The organism is Gemmatimonas sp. (assembly GCF_021298855.1).
In the GTDB taxonomy this organism is placed as follows: Bacteria; Gemmatimonadota; Gemmatimonadetes; order Gemmatimonadales; family Gemmatimonadaceae; genus Gemmatimonas.
Genome location: NZ_JAJTHI010000039.1, coordinates 1 through 18,998, shown reverse-complemented (window position 1 = coordinate 18,998; position 18,998 = coordinate 1). Strand labels below are relative to the sequence as shown.

Genomic DNA, 18,998 nt, shown 5'->3' with positions numbered 1-18,998 from the left:
CGGGGTGGCGTGGATCCTCGCCCAGGGAATCTTCGAGTCGCTGGCGGCACCGCTCTTCGGCCTGCTCTCGCGGGCGATGGGCGAGCCGGTCCCCATGTACCCCTTCAGCATGCTGGTGGGGGTGCTGGCCGGGTGCTGGACCGGCTTCCGCTTCCTCGACGAGGTGCCCTGGGCGGTGCTGGGCGTGCAGGAAGGCAGTTGGCGCGCCCGGCCGCTGCTGGTGGGGGCCGCTGTGGGCACCGGTGCCATCCTGCTCACGACGCTGGCGCTGTGGGGCTCCGGCCAGCTCCGCTTCGACGCCGTACCGGCGCAAGCATTTGCCGGGGAAAGCTGGAGCGGAACGGCGCTGCGGCTGCTGGTGGTGTTGGCCCCGGCGGCCCTGTGGGAGGAATACGCCTTTCGCGGTTATCTCTACGCCACGGCCGCCGAGGCCACCCCGGCCGGGCAGGGGCCGCTGTTGGCACGAGCGGCCAGCAGTGTGGCGTTCGGCATGGTGCATCTGCTCAACCCGGGGGCCGGTGCGCGCACCACCGGCATCGTGATGCTGGCCGGGTGGTGCCTGTGCGTCGTGCGTGAACGCGCGGGGTTGCCGGCGGCGTTCACGGCGCATCTGGCGTGGAACTGGGTCATGGCGGCCGTGATGCACGTGCCGGTGAGCGGGTTGCCGTTCGCCACTCCGGGCTACAAGGCGGTCGTGATGGGACCGGCGTGGCTCACCGGCGGCTCCTGGGGGCCGGAAGGGGGTGCGGTGGCCGCGTTGGTGTTGGGTGGTGGACTCCTCACTTTTTCCAAGTACACGAGGCATTGAAGCGACATGTCCGATACGGTGGGTGGCATGCAGCGCGCGGCAGTCATCGGCGCGGGACAGATGGGCAACGGCATTGCGCACGTGTTCGCGGTGAGCGGCCACGAGGTCACCATGATCGACGTGAGCGCCGACGCCCTGGCCCGCGGGCGTGACACGATTGCCAGGAATCTCGAGCGCCAGGTGAAGAAGGGCGCGCTTGACGCCGAGGCTGCGGGCGCGGCGCTCGCGCGCATTCAGACGGCCACCGCGCTCGATGCCGTGGGCACGGCGCAGATCGTCGTGGAAGCCGCCACCGAGCGCACGGACCTCAAGTTCCGCATCTTCGAGGATCTGGATCGGCTGGCGCCCGAGGGGGCCATCCTCGCCAGCAACACGAGCTCCATTTCCATCACCGAAATCGCGGCGCGCACCACGCGCCCGGAGCTCGTCATCGGCATGCACTTCATGAACCCGGTGCCGGTCATGCAGCTGGTGGAGGTCATTCGCGGCCTCGCGACCAGCGATGCCACGACCGCGCAGTTCATGGCGCTCTCCCGGGCGCTCGGCAAGACGCCGGTGGAAGTGAACGATTTCCCCGGCTTCGTGGCCAACCGCATCCTCATGCCCATGATCAACGAGGCCATCTACTGCGTGATGGAGGGGGTGGGCACGCCGGAGGCCATCGACACGGTCATGAAGCTCGGCATGAACCACCCCATGGGGCCGCTCACGCTCGCCGACTTCATCGGGCTCGATACCTGCCTCGCCATTCTCGAGGTACTGCACGACGGCCTCGGCGATCCGAAGTACCGTCCCTGCCCGCTGCTGCGGAAGTACGTCGCGGCGGGGTGGCTTGGCCGCAAGAGCGGTCGCGGCTTCTACCAGTACTGACCCGACATGTCGCTCCTGCCCCTCACCGAGACCCAGCGCGAAATCCAGCGACTGGCGCGCGAGTACACCGCGCGTGAACTCACGCCGCTCGCCGGCGAGCGCGACCGCGCGCAGCGCTTCGATCGCGTCATGGTCGAACAGATGGCCGAGCTGGGGTTCCTCGGCATGCTCATTCCCGAGCAGTACGACGGCCTGGGACTCGACGCGCAGAGCTACCTGCTGGCGCTCGAGGAGATCGCCGTGGGTGACGCCACCGCGGCGGTCACGCTGAGTGTGCACAATTCGCTGCCCACGCAGATGATCCTGGGCTTCGGCAACGAGGCGCAGCGGGCCCACTACCTGCCGCCCATGGCGCGCGGGGAATGGCTGGGGGCCTTCGCGCTCTCCGAGCCCGAAGCCGGCTCCGACGCCGCGAGCCTGCGCACCCAGGCGGTGCGTGACGGTGACGACTGGCTGCTGAGCGGCACCAAGGCATGGGTGAGCCACGGCAACGAAGCGCAGGTCATTCTCTGCATGGCGCGCACCGACACGCCCGATGCCCGCCGGGGGAGCAAGGGCATCAGCACCTTCATCCTCACTCCCGACCTGCCCGGCTTCCACCTCACGAAGAAGGAGAACAAGCTGGGCATGCGTGCCTCGCCCACCCTCCAGATCGTGCTCGACAACTGCCGCGTGCCGAGCGACCGGCTGCTGGGCGACGAGGGCAAGGGACTCATCTACGCACTCGGGTCGCTCGACCATGGGCGGCTTGGCATTGCGGCGCAGGCCATCGGCATTGCCCGCGCCGCGCTCGAGGCCAGCGTGCGCTACGTGGGAGAGCGCAAGCAGTTCGGCAAGCCCATTGCCGAGTTCCAGGCCATCCAGTTCAAGATCGCCGACATGGCCACCCGCATCACGGCGGCCCGCACCCTGCTGCATGCCGCGGCGGCGGCCAAGGCGCGTGGGGAGAAGATCACGCGCTACAGCAGCATGGCGAAGCTCTTTGCCTCCGAGACCGCCATGTGGGTCACGAACGAGGCGCTGCAGATCCACGGCGGCTACGGCTACGTGACCGACTACCCCGTCGAGCGCCACCTGCGCGACGCCAAGGTCACCGAGATCTACGAAGGCACCTCGGAGATCCAGCGCATCGTGATTGCGCGCGAAACGCTGGCCGCCGCCGCGGCCGCCGACGGCATCCTCCCCGACTGACGACCGCGGCATGCACTACTTCGACACCATCGCCGAGATGGGCCACGAGCAGGTCGTGTTCTGTCACGACAAGGCGAGTGGCTACCGCGGCATCATCGCCATTCACGACACCACGTTGGGGCCGGCGCTTGGCGGTTGCCGCTTCTGGAACTACGCCAGCGACGAGGAGGCGGTCGTGGACGCGCTGCGCCTCTCCCGCGGCATGACGTACAAGAACGCCGTGGCCGGCCTCAATCTGGGCGGCGGCAAGTCGGTGATCATCGGCAACAACAAGACCCCGCACCGCGAGATGCTGTTCCGCGCGCACGGGCGCTTCGTGGACTCCTTGGGCGGCCGCTATGTGACGGCCGAGGATGTGGGCACGACCGTCGAGGACATGGACTTCGTGCACATGGAAACCACGCACGTGGCCGGCATCGGCTCCAAGTCGGGGGATCCGTCGAGTGTCACGGCCCGCGGGGTGTTCCGCGCCATCCAGGCGTCGGCGTTTCAGCGCTGGGGGAGCAAGGAGCTCACGGGTCGTACCGTGGCCATTCAGGGGCTCGGCGCGGTGGGCAGCCACCTGGCGCGGGAGCTGCACCGGGCCGGCGCCGATCTTGTCGTGACCGATATCGACGCCACGCGGGTCGATCGCGTGGTGAAGGAATTCGGCGCCACCGCGGTGCCGCTCGACGACATCTACGCGGCCCGGGCCGACATTTTCGCGCCGTGCGCACTGGGGGGGATCCTCAACGACGATACCATCCCGCGGCTGCAGGTGGCGATCGTGTCGGGCGCCGCCAACAACCAGCTGCTCGACGACCGGCATGGCGACGAACTCGAGGCGCGCGGGGTGCTCTATGCACCCGACTACGTGGCCAACGCCGGCGGCGTGATCAATGTGTACAGTGAACTCACCGGCTGGAGCCGCGATCGCTCGCTGCGCAAGGCCGACGAGATCTACGAAACGGTGCTGAGCGTCTTCGCCCTGGCCAGGAGCACGGGCATTCCCACGTACCGGGCGGCCGATCGGGTAGCCGAGCAGCGTATCGCGGCCGTTCGCGGTATGATGAGGACGTGGCCGCAGTACCCCAACAAGGAATCCTGATGACCAAAGAGCGCATTCCCATCGCTTCCGATCACGCCGGCTTCGAACTCAAGGAACGGCTGCGCCTCGTGCTCGACTCGCTCGGGTACGAGGTGGACGACATCGGCACGCACAGCACGGCGAGCACCGACTACCCCGATTACGCCCACCCGCTTTCGCAGCAGGTCAGCGACGGCGCTGCCGACCGCGGCATCCTGCTGTGCGGCACGGGGCTGGGAATGAGCTACGTGGCCAACCGGTATCCGGGGGTGCGCGCCGCCGTGGTGTGGAACCCCGAAATTGCCGGACTGGCCCGCAAGCACAACGACGCGAACGTGCTGGTGCTCCCCGCGCGGTTCGTGTCCGACGAAGACGCGGTGGCCATTCTCAAGACGTGGCTCGACACCCCCTTCGAGGGCGGGCGCCACGAAACACGCGTGCACAAGATCGAGCAGACGAACGAACAGAACGGGGCGGAAGCTCCGGGGAGCGGGACATGAGTGCCGGTGCGAGTGCCGATTGGTCGCAGTGGGATCGTTTGCCCCCCGGCGGCGCGCTGAGCGCCACCGATCCGGAGATCGCCCATCTGCTCGACGAGGAGATCGAACGGCAGAGTGACGGGCTCGAACTCATTGCCAGCGAGAACTTCGTGTCGCCGGCCGTGATGGAGGCCATGGGGTCGCCGCTCACCAACAAGTATGCCGAGGGGCTGCCGGGGAAGCGGTACTACGGCGGCTGCGAGGTGGTGGACAAGATCGAACAGCTGGCCATCGATCGCGCCAAGCAGCTCTTCCAGGCCGACCACGCCAACGTGCAGCCGCACAGCGGCGCGAGCGCCAACGCCGCGGTGTTTCTCGCCTTCATGAAGCCGGGAGAGACCTTCCTCGGCATGGACCTGTCGCAGGGCGGGCACCTCACGCACGGCTCGCCGGTGAACTTCTCCGGTCTGCTGTACAAGGCGGTGTCGTACGGCGTCACCGGTGACGGCATCATCGATTACGACCACATGCGCGCCCAGGCGCGCGAGCATCGCCCCAAGATCATCATTGCCGGCTACAGCGCCTACTCGCGCGTCATCGACTGGCAGGCGTTCGCCGACATCGCGAAGGAAGTGGGGGCGCTGTTCTGGGTCGACATGGCGCACTTCGCCGGGCTGGCCGCTACCGGCGCCTACCCGTCGCCGGTGCCCTTCGCCGACGTGGTGACCAGCACCACGCACAAGACGCTGCGGGGGCCGCGCGGCGGCATCATCCTGTGCAAGGCGGAGCACGCCAAGGCCATCGACAAGGCCATGTTCCCCGGCATGCAGGGCGGACCGTTGGAGCATGTCATTGCTGCCAAGGCCGTGGCGTTCCACGAGGCGCTGCAGCCGTCGTTCACGGCGTACTGCCGCCAGGTGGTGGAGAACGCGCAGGTGCTGGCGGCGGCGCTGGTGGCCCGCGGTTATCACATCGTGTCGGGCGGCACCGACAACCACCTCATGCTGGTGGATCTGCGCAGCAAGGGGCTCACCGGCAAGGTGGCCGAAAAGGTGCTCGACCAGGCGGGGATCACGGTGAACAAGAACACCGTGCCCAACGAAACGCAGTCGCCGTTCATCACGAGCGGCATTCGCATCGGCACGCCGGCGGTGACCACGCGCGGCATGGATGGTGACGCCATGCAGCAGATTGCCGCGCTCATCGACCGCGTGTTGTCGGATCATGAGAACGCCGACACCGTGGCCGCTGTCAAGGCCGATGTGAAGGCGCTCGCCGATCGCTTCCCGTTGTACCGCGCCGTCGCTCGGGTGTAACTCCCGCGCACCACGGCGTTTCCGTGGTGTGCGCATCACAAAGCTGTGCGGCAGTGCCGGATCGGGCGTCCACGGGAGTTGTGGCCGCCCGATCTCGTCTTCAGTATTCACCCTGTCTGCGGCGCCGTTGCCGCAGCCCGTGGGTCGCAGGCGGCCGTCATTCGCGTCGAATTCGTCGAGGAGCAGGGAAGCGTGTCCGAGCTGGCCTTCCGTGAAGGCATCATGGATCAGATCCGTCTGCGCGAGCAGCGGTTCGACGAACGTGCATACCTGTTCGTCCTGGCCGCGCTCGAGCACAGCCAGACGCGGCTCGTGGAGCGGCGGCATATCACCGGCCCCGAGCTGGCCCAGGCGTGCCGTGATCTCGCCTTGCATCGCTACGGCGTCATGGCGCGCGTGGTGCTGGAGCACTGGGGGGTACGCTCCACCATGGACATCGGCGACATCGTGTTCACGCTCGTCGACCTCGGGTTGCTCATCAGCCAGCCGCAGGACAGTCGCGACGACTTCTACGGCGTCTTCGAGTTCGAGGACGCCTTCGGGCGCGAGTATCCATGGAGCACGGCGCACGTCTGAGCGCCCTCCGCATCACGACGGCGGTTGAAGCGGCGGCACGCGACCGCGCCGTCATCAACGGCGGTGTGCCGTCGTTCGATCTCATGGTGCAGGCCGGTTCCGCGGCCGCGGCGTTGCTGTTGCGGGAGTTGGGCGACCGGCTGGCGCATGGGGTGTGCCTGCTGGCGGGGAGCGGCAACAACGGCGGCGACGCGTACGTGATGGCCGCGCAGCTGGCGCGCCAGGGAGTCACGGTCCGGGTGCACGCGCGCATGCCCCCGCGCACCCCCGACGCGCACCGTGCCGCGCAGCTCGCGGCGCCCTATCTGGTGCATGGCCTGCCCACCGGCCACGAGCAGATCGTGGTGGACGGGCTGTTGGGCACCGGGCATCGCGGGGCGTTGCGCGACGGCCTGTGGGCCGACTGCGCGCGACTCTCGCTCGCGCGCGATCGCGGTGCCACCATCGTGGCGCTCGACGTGCCCAGCGGACTCGATGCCACGACCGGTGAAATCGCCGATGGCAGTGCCGCCGCCCACGTGACCGTGTCGTTCGGCACGATCAAGCGCGGCGCGCTGCTGCAGCGGGCCCACGTGGGTCGCGTGGTGCTGCTCGACATCGGGCTCGGGGCCGGTGCCGACCGCCCCGGGGAGACCGATGACGGCGCGTGGCGCTGGGCCGACCTGGTCGGCGCCGGCGCGCTGCTGCAGCAGGTAGCCGCGGCCGATGCGTGGAGTGCGCACAAGGGCACGCGCGGACGCGTGGCGCTCGCCGGCGGCGACGAGGGGATGGCTGGTGCCATTGCCCTGGCCGCACGGGCGGCGCTGCAGGCGGGGGCCGGGCTGGTGCACGCGGTGGTCGCCAACGAAAGCGTGGCCGCCGTACAGGCGCAGGTGCCGCAGGCCCTCGCGCACCGCTGGCCCGAGGCGGCGGGCGGTCGGCACGCCGACGCCGACGCCGATGCCAACGCCAACGGTTCGGCCGCGGCCGTGGCACCGCGCGTCGATGCGCTGGCCGTGGGGCCGGGGCTTGGTCGCAACCCGCGGTCGGCCACCGTACTGCAGCGACTGCTCGACCAGTATCGCGGCCTGCCGTTGCTGCTCGATGCCGACGCGTTGTGGCACGCCGCCGAGGCGGCGGCGGCCCTCGGTACGGATACGGCGTCGCTGCTGCAGCACTGGACACGCGATGCGCGCGCGGTGGTGTGCACGCCGCATCCGGGTGAGTTTGGCCGGCTGCTGGGGACCCACCTGCCCCCGGCGTGGAGCGAGCGTGCCGCCCTGCTTCAGCAATTCGCCACGCGCGCACAGTGCACCGTCCTGCTCAAGGGCACGCCAACGCTGGTGGCACCACCGGACGGCGCGCCGTTGTGGGTGGTGCCGCACGGCACCCCGCTATTGGCAACCGGCGGCAGCGGTGACTGCCTCAGCGGCATCGTGGCCGCGCTGCTGGCGCAGGGGGCGTCGGGCGAGGCGGCGGCGGTGCTTGGCGCCACCGTGCACGGACGGGCGGCCGAGCAGGTGCACGGCGCGGCACGCGCCACGGCACGAGGCACCACGCTGGACGACGTGCTGGCGGCCACCCGCAGCGTGTGGGGCGCGCTGGCCGCGCCGCCTCCGCTCCCTCCGGCCGTCCTCGCCGAACTCCCCGCGGTCTAGCGGCGCCGGCATGCCCCGCGCCGCGCATCGCCAACACCCCCTGGCGAACATCGCCGCCCTCACCCGGGCGTTCACCATGGCATGCACCACGGCGATCGCGGCTGGCGGTGGCGTGGCCTGTGCACCGCTGCCACCGGGAGCCACGGCCCCCACGGGGCTGGTGAGCCCGGGCGAGGAACGCGTCCTCGTGGGAAGCTTCGCCACCGTGAACGCCGTGGCCGCCTCGCGGCGCTTCGTTTACGCCGCAGGGCCCGGTGGCGTGGCCATCTTCGACCGCTTCACCGAGCGCTGGACGCAGCCCCCCACCGACGACCTGCAACGGGAACTCGGTCTGTCACCGGCGTTTGATGCGCGCACGGCAGGCCCGGGCATTGCACTGCTCGTTGGCGACCCGGTGGAGGATGCGCTGTGGATTGGGGTGCCGGGGGCCGTGATCGTGTACCGCCCGCTCACGGGGCAGGCGCAACGCGTGCTCGTGACCGGCGTGCCGCAACGCATCGTCTTCGAGCGGGCGCCCACCGCCAGCGGCGAGGCGCTGGTGCAGAGTGGCGGACAATGGCTGCGCGTTTCGCGGGTGGGTATCGCCACCCCGCTCACCGGGTCACCGGCGCTGGCGGCCGTGGTCGTGCCGCCGTCGCTTGCCGATCTCGAAGGCCGCTACCCGGCGCTGCGGTCGCAGCTGCAGCAGGCGGTTGCGCAGCTACGGCGCAACGCCGCCGGCAACCGGCCCCTGCGTTCGGTGGTCATGCGCGCGGCCGCCGCCTCGCCCGATCGCGCCGGCGAGCTGTGGGTGGGCACCGATGGCGAGGGACTGCTGCGCGTGGACCCGTTGGTGGGTACGGCCACGGCGTTCCCTTATGGGCTGCGCGAAGGCGGTGCGGGAGCGCTCGCGCCCGCTGCCGACGGCGTGTGGATTGCCGGGCTCGGTCTCTCGAATCGCGATGGCGGCATCACCTTCGCCACCACCGATCTGCAGCGCTGGCGCTGGATCGAAGGCACCATCACCATGCCGCTGGCCGGAGTACGTGCCTTCGCCATGGTCACGCGCGGCGCGCAGGCGTGGGTGGGTACGGCCAGCGGGCTGCTGCGGGTGCAACTGCGTGGTACCGAAGCGATGCAGCGGTACGGCCGGCTCACGGGACTCCCCGATGACCGCGTGTTCGCGGTGGCCGCACGTGACGACGGCGCCTGGGCGGGCACAGCGCAGGGGCTGGCGTTCGTGCGCGACGCGTTGCCTGACACGGTGCGTGACGCGATGCGTGATCCGATGCGCGATACGATGCGCGACGCGATGCGCGAAACCGCCGTGGCGCCGGGCGCGGTACCCGAAAACACGGTCGCGCTCCGCGGCGTGGCCGTGTACGCGCTGCAGACGGCCGGCGAAGTGCTCTGGGCCGGTACCGAAGCCGGGCTCGTGCTCCGGCCTGCCGACCCCGCGGCTCCCGCCAGCGTGCGCCGCCCCGGCGGCACGGGCTCCGCGCTTCGGCGTCCCGTCCGTGCGCTGGCGCTGCACGACAGCGTGGCGCTGGTGGCCACCGACGACGCCGTGTACCTGCTGAACGCCCGGGCCGCGTGGAGCCCGGACAACGACGCCGCGGCCGTGCCCCTGCCGTTGATGGAGCCCCAGCGCGTGGGGCCGGTTACTCGCGTGGCGCTGGATGCGCGCACGATGGCGCTCGCCGGTCGTGACGGCCTCGTGCTGCGCGACCGGGCGCAAGGAGCCGTGCGCGTGTTGCGCACCCCGGCGGAGCTGCCGGGACCGGTGCTCGATCTGCTGTTCACGCGCGACTGGCTCTTTCTCGCCACCCCGCAGGGGCTCGTGCGGTTGCGGCGCGGCGCCGACGGGCTCGTGCCGTGAGCCGGCGTGTGCGGTGCCGGCCTCCGCAACGCTGACGTTGCGTCGTCGCCGTCTCTAGCTTTCTCGTATGTCCACCACGCACGGCTTGGCGCCGACGGCGGCCTTTCGCGACCATCAGGCCATGGGCCCGGGGGTGGAGTTCGACACCATCCGCATGCTCATGGCGCGGTGGGGGGAGCTGGCCGTGGATATTGGCGATGACGCCGCGGTGCTCCCGCCGCTCACCTCCGGGGTGCGTGTGGTGAGCACCGATGCCTGCGTGGAGGATGTGCACTTCCGCCGGGAGTGGCTCACGGCAACGGAGGTCGGGCACCGCGCAGCGGCCGCGGCGCTCTCCGACCTGGCGGCCATGGGGGCTCGTGCCGAGCGCGTGCTGGTGGCGCTGGTGGTGCCCCCCGCGTGGCAGGCTGCACTGGCCGAGGTAGCCGACGGGATTGGCCGCGTCGTGGGGGCGGCGGGCGCGCGCATTGTGGGGGGTAACCTGAGTCGCGGGTCCACCTTCGCCATCACCCTCACCGTGATCGGCGTTGCCCACCACCCCGTGTCGCGTGCCGGTGCGCAGGTGGGCGACCTCGTGCTGGTGACCGGCACGCTGGGTGGCCCCGGGGCGGCGCTCGCGGCGTGGCAGCGGGGCGACACGCCCCCGGCGTGGGCGCGCGACCGTTTTGCCTCGCCCACCCCCCGTCTGGCGGAAGGCGAGTGGCTGGCCCGCATGGGGGCCACGGCCATGCTGGACATCTCCGACGGTCTGGCCGCCGACGCCCGGCATCTGGGCGCGGCCAGCGGGGTGGCGGTGGCCCTCGACCTCGCACGCCTTCCGGTGGGCCCCGGCCTCACGCCCGCACAGGCCCTCAGGAGCGGCGAGGAGTACGAGTTGCTGGTCACGGTCCCCCCTGACCGTTTGGCGGCCGTGATGGGGGGAGGGGTCGCACTCAGCGACGTGCCGCTCACCGTCGTTGGCGAGGTGCGTCCGGCCGGAACGGCACCGGCGGCGCAGTCCGCGCCCGACGCCGGCCACGATCATTTCGCGAAGTAACCCGCTCGTGGCGGCGCAGTTGTATGCGGCGCCAGCCGCGCTAAACTTGGAAGGATGTTCCGAACTGCCCTCACCTTCGTCGCCCTGCTGATCGGGACACTCGTCTTCGGGTCGACCGTGCTCATCGCGCAGCTGTTCGGGGTGAAACAGCGCCCGGGGAGCATCTACGAGAAGTGTCCGCGCTGGTGGGCGTGGTGGTTGCTGCGCGCGGCGGGCGTGAAGGTGGTGCTGCACGGCAGCGATGGGCTCGTGGCAGGAGCGCCGCGGGTGTACATCGCCAATCATGTCAGCTGGTTCGACATTCCCAGCATGATCGAGGTGCTGCCGCATTACGGCTTCGTGGCCAAGCGGGAGCTCGAGAAGATCCCCATCTTTGGTGCCGCGGCGCGCGGGGTGGGGGTCATCTACATCGACCGCGAGAATCGCAAGGCCGCGTTCGGCGCCTACGAAGATGCGGCGAAGACGATCCAGCAGGGCAATCCCGTGCTTGTGTATCCGGAGGGGACGCGCGGCAGCAGCTATGCGCTGCGCCCCTTCAAGAAGGGGCCGTTCGTGCTGGCCATTGCCTCGCAGGCCCCGGTGGTGCCGGTGGTCATTCACGGCACCATCGAGGTGAATCCGCGCGACGAGTTCCGGGCCAGTCCGGGTACCGTGCACGTGCACCTGCTGGAGCCCATCGCCACGACCGGGCTCACCTACGACGATCGCAATGTGCTGGCCGATCGCGTGCGGGAACGCATGGCCGCGTGTTTGCGCGAGGTGTACGGCGTGGAGCCGGCGCTGGTGAGTGGTGAGCGCGAACGCCGCGCCGAGCCCCTGCCGGCGCCGACATCGTCGTAGATTTAGGTCACGTTAGGGAAGCAGGTCGCAGGAAGCAGGTCGCAGGGAGCAGGGGGCAGGACCCTCCGTCGTTCCTGCCCACTGCCGTCTGTAGTTCCTGCCGTCTGCCGTCTGTTGTTGCCGAATGCCGTCCGCCGTCTGTTGTTGCCGTTCACCAAACTCGCCCAACACAAAACCCCAGCACATATGGCTCCCATCGTCTCCGTTTCCGCGCGTGAAATCCTCGACTCCCGCGGCAATCCCACCGTCGAAGTCGACGTCATTCTCGAGACCGGGGCGGCGGGACGCGCGGCGGTGCCGAGCGGCGCCAGCACGGGGGAGCGCGAAGCGGTGGAGCTGCGCGACGGGGACCCGGAGCGCTATGGCGGCAAGGGGGTGCAGCAGGCGGTGAACAACGTGAACACCGAGATCGCCGAGGCGCTCGAGGGGATGGACGCCACGGACCAGATCGCGGTGGATCGGGCGCTGCTGGATCTCGACGGCACCGAGAACAAGGGGCGGTTGGGCGCCAACGCCATGCTGGGCGTCTCCATGGCCGTGGCGCGTGCGGCGGCGCTGGAAGTGGGGCTGCCGCTGTATCGCTATCTGGGTGGCCCCATGGCGCGCACGTTGCCGGTGCCCATGATGAACATCCTCAATGGTGGTGCGCATGCCACCAACACGGTGGACTTCCAGGAGTTCATGGTCATCCCCGTGGGCGCCGATTCCTTTGCCGAAGGGCTGCGCATGGGCACGCAGGTGTTCCATCAGCTCAAGAAGGTGCTGGTGGCGCGCAAGCTCTCCACCGGGGTGGGCGACGAAGGCGGCTTTGCGCCGAACCTCGCGAGCGATGAGGACGCGCTCAAGGTGATCATCGAAGCCATCGAGGCGGCCGGGTTCCGTCCGGGGCAGGATATCGCGCTCGCACTGGACGTGGCGGCCAGCGAGCTGTTCCGCGACGGCCAGTATCAGTTCAGGAAGAGCGGCGCGGCGGCGCGCAGCCCGCAGGCGATGGCCGAGCTGTACGCCGGCTGGCTCGAGCAGTATCCCATCGTGTCCATCGAAGACGGCATGGCGGAGAACGACTGGGACGGTTGGAAGTATCTCACCGAACTCGTGGGCGACCGCTGCCAACTGGTGGGCGACGATCTCTTCTGCACGAACAGCGAGATCCTGGCCAAGGGAATCGAGGCCGAAGTGGCCAACGCGATCCTCATCAAGGTGAACCAGATCGGCACGCTCACCGAAACGCTCGAGGCCATCGAGCTGGCCAAGAGCGCCGGCTACAACAGCATCATTTCGCACCGCTCGGGTGAAACCGAGGACACCTTCATTGCCGACCTCGCGGTGGCGACGCAGGCGGGGCAGATCAAGACGGGGGCGCCGTCGCGCAGCGATCGCGTGGCCAAGTACAACCAGCTGTTGCGCATCGAGGAGCAGCTGGAGGGGTACGCCGAGTATCCCGGCGGCGCGCTCTTCGGCATCTGAGGGCGGCGGCGTGGCGGGGCGCAGCAAGCGCGTAATGCCGGGCGGCGCCCTGATCCGCCGGTTGGCGTGGGTGGGCGGGGCGGTGGCGGTGCTGTCCTTCGCCGTGGAAGGTGGCGAGTATGGCACCACCGATCTGCTGGCGCTGCGCGACAGTGTCGCGGACATCGAGTCGGAGCTGGCGTTGTTGCGTGATACGGTGGCGGCGCTCGATTCCACGCTCAAGCTGGTGAGCAGCGACGACTTCACGCTCGAGCGCATCGCACGCGAGGAGCACGGGTTGGTGAAGGGGCCGAAGGAGCTGCTCTACTGGGTGGACGACGCCTCGGCGCGCGATTCGGTGGCGCGTGATGCGGCGGCGCGCGATTCGGTGAAAAAGCGGGCGACGGACGACACGACCGGGGTTGACTCCGGCGCTTGACCGGCTAATATCCCAAGACTGCCGCGGGGTGGAGCAGCCTGGTAGCTCGTCGGGCTCATAACCCGAAGGTCGCGGGTTCAAATCCCGCCCCCGCCATAGCATTCGGCCGGTCCGAAAGGGCCGGCCGTTTGCGTCCCGGAAGTGCCGCGTCTGCTCCAATCGCGGGTCACGCTTCAGGGGCTGGGTAGCTCAGCCGGTTAGAGCGCACGACTCATAATCGTGAGGTCGGGAGTTCGAGTCTCCCCCCAGCTATTCGCCATACTCGCTAACGCAGATACGAAAGTCGCCGACTCACAACGAGTTAGCGACTTTTGTGTTTCTGCCGGTTCCCCCCCAATTAGGTCTCGCGCACCCGGGTGGCGGTCAGCGTGTCGGTGCGGGTACGCTCGGTTCATGACTTCGGCACCGACTCGCCGCCGTCGCGCTGCCGTGTTTCCCCCGGGCCGCATGACCCTCCGGGAAATCAACGACAAGCTGGGGAAATCGGTGATCACCCTCCGCCGCCGCGTGCGCCCGGTTGGCGATTAGGTAACGCGCAGGATCTGGGCTCAGCGATTCGATCTCAAGCGTCGACAACGCGGGGACTCAATGCCGGTGTATCACGCCTGCTGCCGACGGGTCGAGGAACGAGGGCCGGAGATCGCCGGCACGGACGTGCCCGTCAGGGACTAGCCCAACGAACCGATGCGGGGCCTTCCATGGGCGGATTCCCGAGGCTTCGCCGGCCGCTCAGGGAAGGCCCATATTCATGGGCAGCGGGGCGGGTGGAAGACTTTCTGGCCTTCTTTCGCGAGCTCGCCGCGTCGCCTGCGCGTCCCGCCATCGACGACGCGTTCCTTCGGTCCAAGCGGGACGAGATCCTGCAGGAACGGCAGCGCGTGGCCGCGGAGCGTCGTACGCAGCGTGAGGGTGGCGGCCAGGGGGCTGGCCCTGCTGGGTGAGTTCGGTAAACGGCCGGCACCCTTGGTCGTCCGGGTGTAGTACCCCGTTGGCTCGCCGCCGGCGTCGTTGACGAGGTTTACAGTCCGGGGCTAGGCTTAGGATCGATAGGCATCCATCGTGAGGCGATATGGCTGGGGACGCGAAGATGCACGCTGAGCGGGACATGGCGCTGCTCCGAGAACGGGCGGCGCGGGTCGCGGCGTTCAAGGCGCGAGTCCAGGTCGCTGGTATGACGCGCCCCAGTCGTACCCCGGAAGAACGCGCCTTCCTTGAGCGGCAGGGGGTCGCGTTGCCGTTCAAGGAAGTCGGAACACCGGCGAAGCGCCGACGCGGGCCGTTGGCCCCCTGACGGCGCGGGGCGTCCGCGGGGCCGGACTCGGCCAGCCCCGCTGGTCTCCCGCTCACGTCGCCGCGGATAGCCTCACGCGGCCGACCTGTCCGCATTCGGCAGCATGTACGCCTCGCGCCGGCGGCTGGCCCAGTCGATCTTCTCGCCGAGCCACCAGGTCAGGTCCATCTCGCGATCGTACGCGCTCGGATGATCAAAGTGGTTGGCAGGATGCTGAGAAAGCCGGTGTTTCGAGCGAATCAGTGCTGCAGCACAAGGGCGCGCAGCAACTGCTCCGGCGGGATCGACGGCCGTCCCGTCTGGCTGTACAGCGCCTCGAACTGCGGCGACAGCTCGCCCAGGATCGGATCGACCAGGCAACGCATGGCTCGGAGCGGGTGATCGGCCGGCACCCGATCCTCATCGCTGGCGTCACACCAGAGGGGACGCCAGCTTCTTCAGCATCCTGTGAGGAACGCGCGGTGGTGTGGAGTGGCGGGCGTTCAGGCGAGGCCCCATCCGCCCGATGCTTGCTATACGGATCGTTTACTGGTACGCTTTGTGGTACCTTTTGCAGGAGCCTATGCTCATTATCGACGCACCCGGCGCGGCCGTGGTCACGACGTCCGAAGTCAAGAAAGACCTGTCAGGGACGTTCAAATTGGCGAAAGAGCGGCGCATTTATGTCACCTCCGACGGCCAACCCATTGGCGGAATCGTCGGGATGGCGACCATGCAGCTGCTGGAAGAGTTTCTGCCGGACCTCGAGCTCTTCGCCTTGGCGTCGTCGCGTCTGGCCGCCATCCGGGCCGGTGAGGATGCGCTCCTCGAGGAAGACGACTTCCGCGCGCGGGCCGAGGCGCGCTTCGCCGCGAACGAGAGCGGCCGCTGACATCGATGGGGCCACGTGGTGGTGACCGACGCAGTGGTGCGGGCCAACTGAAAGGAGGGAGCCGCGCCACCCGGCCTGGCACCGCGAAGCCGCCGAGCCCTGCGCCCAGCGGCGGACGGGCGCCGAAGGCCGCCACCACGCCGACGCCGTGGAGGCTCCGCTACAGCGAGCGGATCATTGACGAGGATCTCGACGACATCGGCCGGGCGGCATACGACGTAGCGATGGCGGCCATCGACAGGAAGCTCAAAGTCGACCCGCACCAGTATGGCGACGGCCTGGGGCCGCTGTTGGCTGGGTTGATGAAGCTGAAGGCGTCGCACGTGCGCATCGCCTATCACATCGAAGACGACGCGCACGAAGTGTGGGTGCTCATGTTGGGCGACCGGCAGGACATCTGGAAACGGCGTGAAGGCGACATTCTCGAGCGGCTGGCCACGGTGAAGACGCGCATTGCCGATGAGGCGACGCGTCGAAGCGCCGCGGTCGAGCAGAAGGCGCCGCGCCCGCGCCACGGGGGCGGCGGGAAGGGAGCAAGGTAGGCAAATGCGATGCTGCCTCGGCTGCTTCCCCCTTGTCAGTACATGGTTCCACATTACGAGACCGGAATGTCCGCCGGCCCCTCCCCAGTCTGCATCCCCGCTGTGATGACCAATGTTCCGACCGCCGTGGCGTCTGCCGCCACCGCGCGTGCCTCGGCGCCGCCCACCCCGAATCTCTCCGCCTTCATCTGGTCCGTCGCCGACCTGTTGCGCGGCGACTACCGCCAGAGCGAGTACGGGAAAGTCATCCTCCCGTTCACGGTGCTCCGGCGACTCGACTGCGTGCTGGAGCCCACCAAGGCGGCGGTGCTGGCCGAGCTGGAGAAGCGCACGAAGGCGGGGCTCAACCCCGAGCCGTTTCTGCTCAAGGCGGCCGACCAATCGTTCTACAACACCTCCAAGCTCGACCTGCGCACACTGCTGGGCGATCAGGACCATATCGCCGAAAACCTGCGCAGCTACCTGCAGGCCTTCTCGCCGGCGGTGCGCGACATCTTCGAGCGCTTCGACTTCCACACGCAGATCGACCGGCTCGACAAGGCCGGGCTGCTGTACCTGGTGACGGAGAAGTTCGCGACCATCGACTTGCACCCGGATGTGGTCTCGAACGCGCAGATGGGCACGGTGTTCGAGGAGCTCATTCGGCGCTTTGCGGAACTGAGTAACGAAACGGCCGGTGAACATTTCACGCCGCGTGAAGTGATCCGCCTCATGGTGAACCTGCTGTTCATCGAAGACGATGAGGCCCTTACCAAGCCCGGCGTGGTGCGAAGCATCTACGACCCCACCGCCGGCACCGGCGGCATGCTGAGCGTCGCCGGTGAGCACTTGGCCGAGATCAATCCCGAAGCGCGGCTGGTGATGCTCGGGCAGGAGCTCAATGACGAGTCGTACGCCATCTGCAAGGCGGACATGCTCATCAAGGGGCAGGATGTGTCGAACATCTTCGCGGGCAATACGCTGTCGAACGACGGCCTACCGGCGACGAAGTTCGACTACATGCTTTCCAACCCGCCCTTTGGCGTGGAATGGAAGAAGATCGAGAAGGAAGTCCGCCGCGAGCATGAGCAGAAGGGCTTCGACGGCCGCTTCGGCCCGGGGCTTCCGCGCGTCTCCGACGGGTCGCTGCTGTTCCTCATGCACCTGCTGAGCAAGATGCGCCCCGCGAAAGACGGTGGCAGCCGCTTCGGTATCGTACTGAACGGCAGCCCACTGTTCACGGGTGGCGCCGGCAGCGGTGAAAGCGAGATCCGACGGTACGTGCTGGAGAACGATCTGCTGGAGGCGATCATCGCGCTGCCCACGGACTTGTTCTACAACACGGGGATCGCGACGTACGTGTGGATTGTAAGCAACCGCAAACCGGCGCCACGAAAGGGGAAGGTGCAGCTCATCGATGCCAGCGCCATGTGGCAGAAAATGCGCAAGAGCCTCGGCAGCAAGCGCAAGGAGATCAGCGCGGCGCACATCGACGAGATCACGCGCCTGTTCGGGGCCTTCGAGGAAGCCACGTGTGATGGCAAGCCCATCTCCAAGATCTTCCGCAACGAACACTTCGGCTATCGCACCATCACCGTGGAGCGCCCCGAGCGCGACGAACAGGGGAACGTGGTGCTGGCCGCCAAGGGCAAGGCCAAGGGGAAGCCGGTGCCCGACAGCGCGCTGCGCGACACGGAGAACGTGCCCCTCACGGAAAGCGTGGAGGCGTACTTCGAGCGCGAGGTAAAGCCGCATGCACCCGATGCGTGGATCGACCACGAGAAGACAAAAGTGGGCTACGAAATCCCGTTCAATCGCCACTTCTACGTGTTCACGCCGCCTAGGCCGCTCGCGGAGATCGACGCGGAGCTCAAGGTGGTGACCGACCGGATTGTGAAGATGATCGGGGAGTTGAGCCAGTGAGCGGGGACCTGGTGCCGCCCGCGCCGGGCGAGTTCCTGCTGTACCAGAGCGAGGACGGTCGCTCGCGGCTGGAGATCCGTTTCGATGGGGAGACGCTGTGGCTCACCCAGGCGCAGATGGCGGAGCTTTTCCAGAGCACCGTGCCGAACATCAACGCCCATCTCCGGGCGGTCATTAGGGCTGCCGAAGTCGACCATGCGGCAACTATTAAGCCGTACTTAATAGTTCGAAGTGAAGGCGGCAGAACGACTTCCCGCACCGTGCTGCATTACGCCCTCCCCGCGATTCTGGCCGTGGGTATGCGGGTACGGAGCGCACGGGGCACGCAGTTCCGACAGTGGGCCATTGCCCGGCTCGACGAGTACCTGCGGAAGGGCTTCGTCATGGACGACGAGCGCCTGCGTAACCCGCCGGGCGCCGGTGTGCCCGACTATTTCGACGAGCTGCTCGAACGCATCCGGGATATCCGGGCGAGCGAGCGCCGCATGTACTTGCGCGTGCGCGACATCCTGGCGCTCGCGGCCGACTACGCGCCCAGTGCGGACGACACGGCACGGGTGTTTCAGACGGTGCAGAACAAGCTGCACTTCGCCGTCACGAAGCTCACGGCACCCGAGATCATTGCGCAACGGGTGAATGCCGAGGCACCCAACATGGGCCTCACCGCGTGGAAGGGCGCGCAGGTGCGTCGCGGTGACGTGACCGTGGCGAAAAACTACCTGCTGGAGCCGGAGATTACCGAGCTCAATCGCATCGTGACCATGTTCCTCGATTTCGCCGAGGATCAAGCCTCGCGTCGGAAGCAGATCTTCCTGCGCGATTGGGAGCAG

The 18,998-nt window shown here is 68.5% G+C and carries 18 protein-coding genes, 2 tRNA genes and 1 pseudogene; 20 read left to right on the top strand and 1 reads right to left on the bottom strand.

Features of this window, described 5'->3' with window-relative positions:
• The first annotated feature begins 4 nt into the window (after window positions 1-4).
• The 16 genes from LW840_RS12270 to LW840_RS12195 all read left to right on the top strand — a co-directional run bounded on the left by LW840_RS12270 (window position 5) and on the right by LW840_RS12195 (window position 14,503).
• Window positions 5-808, top strand: coding sequence for a CPBP family intramembrane glutamic endopeptidase (locus LW840_RS12270; RefSeq protein ID WP_291277071.1), 804 nt, complete (start codon window positions 5-7; stop codon window positions 806-808).
• 6 nt (window positions 809-814) lie between these two features.
• Window positions 815-1,678 (top strand): 3-hydroxybutyryl-CoA dehydrogenase, encoded by an 864-nt coding sequence (locus tag LW840_RS12265; protein WP_291277070.1) that lies wholly within the window; start codon window positions 815-817, stop codon window positions 1,676-1,678.
• Between the two features lie 6 nt (window positions 1,679-1,684).
• The gene (locus LW840_RS12260; RefSeq protein ID WP_291262292.1) at window positions 1,685-2,869 is read left to right on the top strand and encodes an acyl-CoA dehydrogenase family protein; all 1,185 of its coding nucleotides are present in this window, start codon (window positions 1,685-1,687) and stop codon (window positions 2,867-2,869) included.
• Between the two features lie 10 nt (window positions 2,870-2,879).
• The gene (locus tag LW840_RS12255; protein WP_291266463.1) at window positions 2,880-3,956 is read left to right on the top strand and encodes a Glu/Leu/Phe/Val dehydrogenase dimerization domain-containing protein; all 1,077 of its coding nucleotides are present in this window, start codon (window positions 2,880-2,882) and stop codon (window positions 3,954-3,956) included.
• Window positions 3,956-4,435 carry a ribose 5-phosphate isomerase B gene (gene rpiB / locus LW840_RS12250; RefSeq protein WP_291262290.1) on the top strand — a complete coding sequence of 160 codons (480 nt, stop codon included), beginning with the start codon at window positions 3,956-3,958 and terminating at the stop codon, window positions 4,433-4,435. Before LW840_RS12255 ends, rpiB begins: the two co-directional genes overlap by 1 nt.
• Window positions 4,432-5,730, top strand: a complete 1,299-nt coding sequence (gene glyA / locus LW840_RS12245; protein ID WP_291262289.1) for a serine hydroxymethyltransferase — start codon at window positions 4,432-4,434, stop codon at window positions 5,728-5,730. The genes rpiB and glyA overlap by 4 nt, the downstream gene beginning before the upstream one ends.
• Before the next feature lie 192 nt (window positions 5,731-5,922).
• Window positions 5,923-6,306, top strand: coding sequence for a Minf_1886 family protein (locus tag LW840_RS12240; protein ID WP_291266464.1), 384 nt, complete (start codon window positions 5,923-5,925; stop codon window positions 6,304-6,306).
• Window positions 6,285-7,943 carry an NAD(P)H-hydrate dehydratase gene (locus tag LW840_RS12235; protein WP_291277069.1) on the top strand — a complete coding sequence of 553 codons (1,659 nt, stop codon included), beginning with the start codon at window positions 6,285-6,287 and terminating at the stop codon, window positions 7,941-7,943. Before LW840_RS12240 ends, LW840_RS12235 begins: the two co-directional genes overlap by 22 nt.
• A 10-nt stretch (window positions 7,944-7,953) precedes the next feature.
• Entirely contained in the window at window positions 7,954-9,801 is a 1,848-nt protein-coding gene (locus LW840_RS12230; protein WP_291277068.1) for a hypothetical protein, read from the top strand.
• Window positions 9,802-9,868: 67 nt separating this feature from the next.
• Complete coding sequence (gene thiL / locus LW840_RS12225; RefSeq protein WP_291277067.1) at window positions 9,869-10,837, top strand: thiamine-phosphate kinase; 969 nt, start codon at window positions 9,869-9,871, stop codon at window positions 10,835-10,837.
• A 54-nt stretch (window positions 10,838-10,891) separates the two neighbouring features.
• Window positions 10,892-11,677, top strand: coding sequence for a lysophospholipid acyltransferase family protein (locus LW840_RS12220; protein ID WP_291262284.1), 786 nt, complete (start codon window positions 10,892-10,894; stop codon window positions 11,675-11,677).
• 186 nt (window positions 11,678-11,863) lie between these two features.
• Window positions 11,864-13,144 carry a phosphopyruvate hydratase gene (eno, locus tag LW840_RS12215; RefSeq protein ID WP_291262283.1) on the top strand — a complete coding sequence of 427 codons (1,281 nt, stop codon included), beginning with the start codon at window positions 11,864-11,866 and terminating at the stop codon, window positions 13,142-13,144.
• Window positions 13,145-13,178: 34 nt separating this feature from the next.
• Window positions 13,179-13,562, top strand: a complete 384-nt coding sequence (locus tag LW840_RS12210; protein ID WP_291277066.1) for a septum formation initiator family protein — start codon at window positions 13,179-13,181, stop codon at window positions 13,560-13,562.
• Between the two features lie 22 nt (window positions 13,563-13,584).
• A tRNA-Met gene (locus LW840_RS12205) sits at window positions 13,585-13,658 on the top strand.
• A gap of 82 nt (window positions 13,659-13,740) precedes the next feature.
• Window positions 13,741-13,814 (top strand) — tRNA-Met (locus tag LW840_RS12200).
• Window positions 13,815-14,326: 512 nt separating this feature from the next.
• The gene (locus LW840_RS12195; RefSeq protein ID WP_291277065.1) at window positions 14,327-14,503 is read left to right on the top strand and encodes a hypothetical protein; all 177 of its coding nucleotides are present in this window, start codon (window positions 14,327-14,329) and stop codon (window positions 14,501-14,503) included.
• 595 nt (window positions 14,504-15,098) lie between these two features.
• Here the strand turns inward: LW840_RS12195 and LW840_RS12190 are convergent.
• Window positions 15,099-15,218, bottom strand: a pseudogene (locus LW840_RS12190) (IS5/IS1182 family transposase); the annotation flags it as partial.
• Between the two features lie 197 nt (window positions 15,219-15,415).
• On the opposite strand from LW840_RS12190, the gene LW840_RS12185 reads away from it, so the two are divergent.
• From LW840_RS12185 to rhuM, 4 genes are all read left to right on the top strand, one after another.
• Entirely contained in the window at window positions 15,416-15,724 is a 309-nt protein-coding gene (locus LW840_RS12185; protein ID WP_291270217.1) for a hypothetical protein, read from the top strand.
• A 224-nt stretch (window positions 15,725-15,948) separates the two neighbouring features.
• Window positions 15,949-16,266 (top strand): hypothetical protein, encoded by a 318-nt coding sequence (locus tag LW840_RS12180; protein ID WP_291270218.1) that lies wholly within the window; start codon window positions 15,949-15,951, stop codon window positions 16,264-16,266.
• 105 nt (window positions 16,267-16,371) lie between these two features.
• Window positions 16,372-18,168 (top strand): class I SAM-dependent DNA methyltransferase, encoded by a 1,797-nt coding sequence (locus tag LW840_RS12175; RefSeq protein ID WP_291270219.1) that lies wholly within the window; start codon window positions 16,372-16,374, stop codon window positions 18,166-18,168.
• The coding region (rhuM, locus tag LW840_RS12170; protein WP_291277064.1) for a RhuM family protein at window positions 18,165-18,998 on the top strand (834 nt) is incomplete at its 3' end. The genes LW840_RS12175 and rhuM, both read left to right, overlap by 4 nt.

Coding starts and splice junctions, on each gene's coding strand:
- LW840_RS12265 (WP_291277070.1), top strand. CDS start 815: ATGTCCGATACGGTGGGTGGCATGCAGCGCGCGGCAGTCATCGGCGCG.
- LW840_RS12260 (WP_291262292.1), top strand. CDS start 1,685: ATGTCGCTCCTGCCCCTCACCGAGACCCAGCGCGAAATCCAGCGACTG.
- LW840_RS12255 (WP_291266463.1), top strand. CDS start 2,880: ATGCACTACTTCGACACCATCGCCGAGATGGGCCACGAGCAGGTCGTG.
- rpiB (WP_291262290.1), top strand. CDS start 3,956: ATGACCAAAGAGCGCATTCCCATCGCTTCCGATCACGCCGGCTTCGAA.
- glyA (WP_291262289.1), top strand. CDS start 4,432: ATGAGTGCCGGTGCGAGTGCCGATTGGTCGCAGTGGGATCGTTTGCCC.
- LW840_RS12235 (WP_291277069.1), top strand. CDS start 6,285: ATGGAGCACGGCGCACGTCTGAGCGCCCTCCGCATCACGACGGCGGTT.
- LW840_RS12230 (WP_291277068.1), top strand. CDS start 7,954: ATGCCCCGCGCCGCGCATCGCCAACACCCCCTGGCGAACATCGCCGCC.
- thiL (WP_291277067.1), top strand. CDS start 9,869: ATGTCCACCACGCACGGCTTGGCGCCGACGGCGGCCTTTCGCGACCAT.
- LW840_RS12220 (WP_291262284.1), top strand. CDS start 10,892: ATGTTCCGAACTGCCCTCACCTTCGTCGCCCTGCTGATCGGGACACTC.
- eno (WP_291262283.1), top strand. CDS start 11,864: ATGGCTCCCATCGTCTCCGTTTCCGCGCGTGAAATCCTCGACTCCCGC.
- LW840_RS12210 (WP_291277066.1), top strand. CDS start 13,179: ATGCCGGGCGGCGCCCTGATCCGCCGGTTGGCGTGGGTGGGCGGGGCG.
- LW840_RS12185 (WP_291270217.1), top strand. CDS start 15,416: ATGCTCATTATCGACGCACCCGGCGCGGCCGTGGTCACGACGTCCGAA.
- LW840_RS12180 (WP_291270218.1), top strand. CDS start 15,949: ATGGCGGCCATCGACAGGAAGCTCAAAGTCGACCCGCACCAGTATGGC.
- LW840_RS12175 (WP_291270219.1), top strand. CDS start 16,372: ATGACCAATGTTCCGACCGCCGTGGCGTCTGCCGCCACCGCGCGTGCC.